General features: G+C 46.3%; 5 protein-coding genes and 1 pseudogene. 5 read left to right on the top strand and 1 reads right to left on the bottom strand.

Features of this window, described 5'->3' with window-relative positions:
• The 5 genes from ABY436_RS19280 to ABY436_RS19300 all read left to right on the top strand — a co-directional run.
• On the top strand, window positions 1-859 hold an 859-nt coding region (locus tag ABY436_RS19280), incomplete at its 5' end, for an acyl-CoA dehydrogenase family protein (protein ID WP_372740550.1).
• Entirely contained in the window at window positions 859-2,076 is a 1,218-nt protein-coding gene (locus ABY436_RS19285; RefSeq protein WP_372740551.1) for a CaiB/BaiF CoA transferase family protein, read from the top strand. The genes ABY436_RS19280 and ABY436_RS19285, both read left to right, overlap by 1 nt.
• Before the next feature lie 3 nt (window positions 2,077-2,079).
• Window positions 2,080-2,502 carry an aldehyde dehydrogenase family protein gene (locus tag ABY436_RS19290; protein WP_372740552.1) on the top strand — a complete coding sequence of 141 codons (423 nt, stop codon included), beginning with the start codon at window positions 2,080-2,082 and terminating at the stop codon, window positions 2,500-2,502.
• Window positions 2,480-2,746: an aldehyde dehydrogenase family protein gene (locus ABY436_RS19295; RefSeq protein ID WP_372740553.1), complete on the top strand. Its 267-nt coding sequence runs from the start codon at window positions 2,480-2,482 to the stop codon at window positions 2,744-2,746. Before ABY436_RS19290 ends, ABY436_RS19295 begins: the two co-directional genes overlap by 23 nt.
• Window positions 2,747-3,039: 293 nt before the next feature.
• A complete protein-coding gene (locus ABY436_RS19300) occupies window positions 3,040-3,573 on the top strand; it encodes a cupin domain-containing protein (RefSeq protein ID WP_372740554.1) in 534 nt (177 codons plus the stop codon).
• Between the two features lie 58 nt (window positions 3,574-3,631).
• Here the strand turns inward: ABY436_RS19300 and ABY436_RS19305 are convergent.
• Window positions 3,632-4,188, bottom strand: a pseudogene (locus tag ABY436_RS19305) (hypothetical protein); the annotation flags it as partial.

Raw genomic sequence — 4,188 nt, forward strand, 5'->3', positions numbered from 1 at the left:
AGTAATGCATCCGATCTATGCTTATGGAAGCGAAGCGCAGCGTCAAAAGTACCTGCCAAAATTAGCCAGTGGTGAATGGATTGGTTGCTTTGGTTTAACTGAACCGGATGCGGGTTCTGATCCTGCTGGTATGCGTACCCGAGCAACTAAGGTTGATGGTGGCTACCTTCTGAAAGGCAGCAAAATGTGGATTACCAACTCTCCGGTTGCGCACGTATTTGTTGTTTGGGCCAAGCTGGATGATGTTATCCGTGGTTTTGTGCTCGAGAAAGGCATGAAGGGTCTGTCAGCACCAAAAATTGAAGGTAAGTTTTCATTACGGGCATCGATCACCGGTGAGATCGTTATGGAAGACGTGTTTGTACCTGATGAAAATCTACTGCCAAATGTTTCTGGTCTGGCGGGTCCTTTCGGCTGTTTAAATAAAGCGCGTTTCGGTATTTCATGGGGGGCGTTAGGCGCTGCTGAGTTCTGTTGGCAGGCCGCTCGCCAATACACCTTGGATCGTAAGCAATTTGGTCGTCCCTTAGCACAAACGCAATTGATACAGAAAAAGTTAGCAGATATGCAGACTGAAATCTCTATCGGGTTGCAGGGCTGTTTGCGTATGGGGCAGATGATGGATGCCGGTAACTGTCCGGTTGAATTGATCTCTTTGATGAAACGTAATAACTGTGGCAAAGCACTGGATATCGCTCGTGTTGCACGTGATATGCACGGCGGTAATGGTATTGCTGATGAGTTTCATGTGATCCGCCACGTGATGAATCTGGAAGCAGTCAATACCTATGAAGGCACGCATGACATACATGCTTTGATTCTGGGGCGTGCGCAGACTGGCTTACAGGCCTTTTTCTGATGAGTGGCGCTTTATCTCACATCCGGGTTCTGGATTTGAGTCGTATTCTGGCAGGCCCCTGGGCCGGTCAGATGCTGGCCGACTTCGGTGCCGAAGTAATAAAAATCGAACGTCCCGGAAATGGCGATGACACGCGTGGATGGGGGCCACCCTTTATGCAAGGGAGCGAGGCTGAAACGTCTGAGGCCGCCTATTTTCATGCAGCAAATCGTGGAAAGCAGTCGGTTGCCGTCGATATTGCTAAACCTGAAGGGCAGGCGATTATTCGCGAACTGGTAAAAGTGTCGGATGTAGTGCTTGAGAACTACAAAGTAGGCGGGCTCAAGCGCTATGGACTTGATTACGATTCACTTAAAGGACTGAATCCTCGTCTGGTTTACTGCTCTATAACGGGCTTTGGCCAGAATGGACCTGACGCACAGCGTGCCGGTTATGATTTTATGATTCAGGGTATGGGCGGCTTGATGAGTGTTACGGGCGAACCAGATGGCATGCCAATGAAAGTGGGTGTGGCTTTAGTTGATGTGATGACGGGTCTTTATGCCGCTAACGCGGTTCAGGCGGCATTATTGCATCGGGAAGAAAGTGGTGTAGGCCAGTATATTGATCTGGCATTGCTTGATGTGCAAGTTGCCACCTTGGCAAATCAGGCGATGAATTTCCTTGCTTCTGGTCAATCTCCCGGACGATTGGGAAATGCGCATCCCAATATTGTTCCGTATCAGGCGTTCCCAACCATTGATGGTCACATTATTTTAGCGGTGGGCAATGATCAGCAGTTTAAGCGTTTTTGTGAAGTGGCCGGTCAGCCTGAACTTTCTTCTGATGTCTCATTCATCACTAATCAAAAGCGTGTCGAGAATCGCGCGGAGCTTATCCCGCTTTTGTTGCCATTGATGCAGCAGCACACTACGCAGCAATGGTTGGAAAAGTTATCAGATGTGGGGGTTCCATGTGGGCCTATCAATACCATTGGGCAGGTCTTTGAAGAGCCGCAGATTCAACATCGTGAGATGAAAGTTTCATTGTCACACCGTGATGCAGGAGCAGTCCCTTCGGTTGCTAATCCTGTGAAATTTTCTAAGACGCCAATCACTTACCATCAGGCTCCCCCTGTACTTGGTGAACACAGCACGCATGTTCTCGAATCTATTTTAGGTATGGATTCAGCAGAAATAGAAATTCTTTGTAATCAGGGGGTTATTCAAAGAGGTTAATAGATGTTATCACTTAAAGATCCCAGCTTGCTTAAAATGCAGGCCTCTATAAACGGTGAGTGGCTGAGCGCGTTAAGTGGTCAATGCAGGTTTCTTGATCCTGCAACGGGTCAGCAAATAGCTGAAGTGCCTGATATGCGTGTACAGGAAACGCAGCAGGCAATATGTGCTGCTGAAAAAGCTTTCCTATTGTGGAAAACGAAAACAGCAAAAGAGCGTGCTTTGATATTACGCCGCTGGTTTGATCTTATTGTTGAAGTAAAAAATGTCGTGACTACCGCCCAGCCTGCGGTTGTCAGGCGTGTACTCACAGATAGCCCGGTTATTCGTAAGTTGTCATTTACGGCTTCTACTGCGGTCGGTAAGCAGTTTGATGCGGCAGTGTGCCGATACGGTTTAGAAAATGTCTTTGGAATTGGGTGGTAATGCACCACTGATCGTTTTGACGATGCCAACCCGGACAAAGCGGTACAGGGCGCAATTATTTCGCAATTCAGAAATGCCGGGCAAACCTGTGTGTGCTAATCGTATTCTGGTTCAGTGCAGTGTTTACGATGCTTTGATGGAAATATTCAGTGAAGCTGTTCGCAAGTTGACAGTCGGTCATGGACTTCAAGGTACGAGTCAGGCAGGCGGGATGACCCTTTCTGCGCTGGTTGGTAAAGCTTAGCTGATGGATGTCCCGGGTCCTGCCAGTATCGGTAGTACTTATGGTGGCAGCCTAATGGTTTGTTATTGCTTTCTTGTGGTTCTTTCGCGAATACAATTCGTGTTCTGGTTCCATAAACCGCTTTCAATACATTAATCGAAGAGGGGTTGGATATTATGCAGCGCTGTTTGCGCGAGTTGTAATCTCTTGACTGTTCAACTGGTGAGTGATTTTTATCAGTCAGTAGCCAGTTTTTTATTGTGCGGTTAAATATTTGTTATAATCAATAAACGTAATTAAAACAGGATATTGGTGTGGATGTTGGTGAGAGATTAAAACAGATACGTAAACTTAAAGGGATTTCCCAGCGTGAGCTGGCGAAGCGTGCTGGTGTTACTAATAGTACGATATCGATGATAGAAAAAAATGGTGTAAGCCCTTCAGTAAGCTCTCTTAAAAAAATTCTGGCGTGTGTACCCATTTCAATTGGTGATTTTTTCACGGATGAGGCAGAGCCGGATAAAGTGGTCTTTCGGGGAGATGAGCAGCCGGACGTTGGCACGGATAACGTTAAATTGCTTTTAATCGGAGCAACGGTAAAAGAGCGTACGACTAATATTATGCGTGAATACTACCCGCCTGGTGCTGATACCGGTACTGACATGTTGCAGCATGAAGGAGAAGAGGGGGGGGTAGTTATCAAAGGCGAAATAGAGCTCACGGTAGGTCAGGATATTTACACATTAAAAGCCGGAGATGGCTATTATTTTAAAAGTTCACAGCCACACCGTTTCAGAAATATGTCAGATGATGAGTGCCAGATTATCAGTGCTAACCCAGCCAGCTAATAGATGATGCTTGATATGAATATCTAATATGCTGGCCATGTAATGATGCGTCAATGTACTAGAAATAACGTTCTACACCTATTTGAATATGGTCATCTTTATCCATCGAAGACATCATATCCGCACTATCATCTGCGGAGAAGAACCTACCATCCAGTGTGATTTTCCACTTGTCTGCTAGCCGGCGGCTAGCTTCTATCTGAAAGCTGCTGCTGTCATAATCTAAATCATAAATGATGCCAGCCAGTAGTTCTGTGCTTGCTGTATCATTCAGTGCTAAGCGTGCGCCGACAGAAATGTCATTTTGAAAAATGGCTGTTGTTTTTTTGCCGCGCTGATCCCAGCCATATTCTAACAATACACCTAAGTCGGCATAGCTTTCTTGTATACCATAGAAAGTATATTCAAAACCCGCCTGTGCTGCCCAGTAGGTATCGGATTCGCTATTCCGCCAAATAGTTTCAGCTTTCCAGAGCCAGCTTTCAATCGTCGCCTGCAGATCAAATCCGAATTGGTTCATTTGCTCATAGTAGGGAACTAAAACCATTTCAGTACCTTTCATTCCCATCTCTAAAATAGGATCTCTGTTGGTCCCTCGGAACCAATGCGCTCCCA

Origin of the sequence: Neptunomonas sp., from assembly GCF_041601355.1 — a bacterium.
In the GTDB taxonomy this organism is placed as follows: domain Bacteria; phylum Pseudomonadota; class Gammaproteobacteria; order Pseudomonadales; family Balneatricaceae; genus Neptunomonas.

Excerpts from the sequence above, each read along its gene's own strand:
- ABY436_RS19285 (WP_372740551.1), top strand. The coding sequence starts at position 859 with ATGAGTGGCGCTTTATCTCACATCCGGGTTCTGGATTTGAGTCGTATT.
- ABY436_RS19290 (WP_372740552.1), top strand. The coding sequence starts at position 2,080 with ATGTTATCACTTAAAGATCCCAGCTTGCTTAAAATGCAGGCCTCTATA.
- ABY436_RS19295 (WP_372740553.1), top strand. The coding sequence starts at position 2,480 with ATGTCTTTGGAATTGGGTGGTAATGCACCACTGATCGTTTTGACGATG.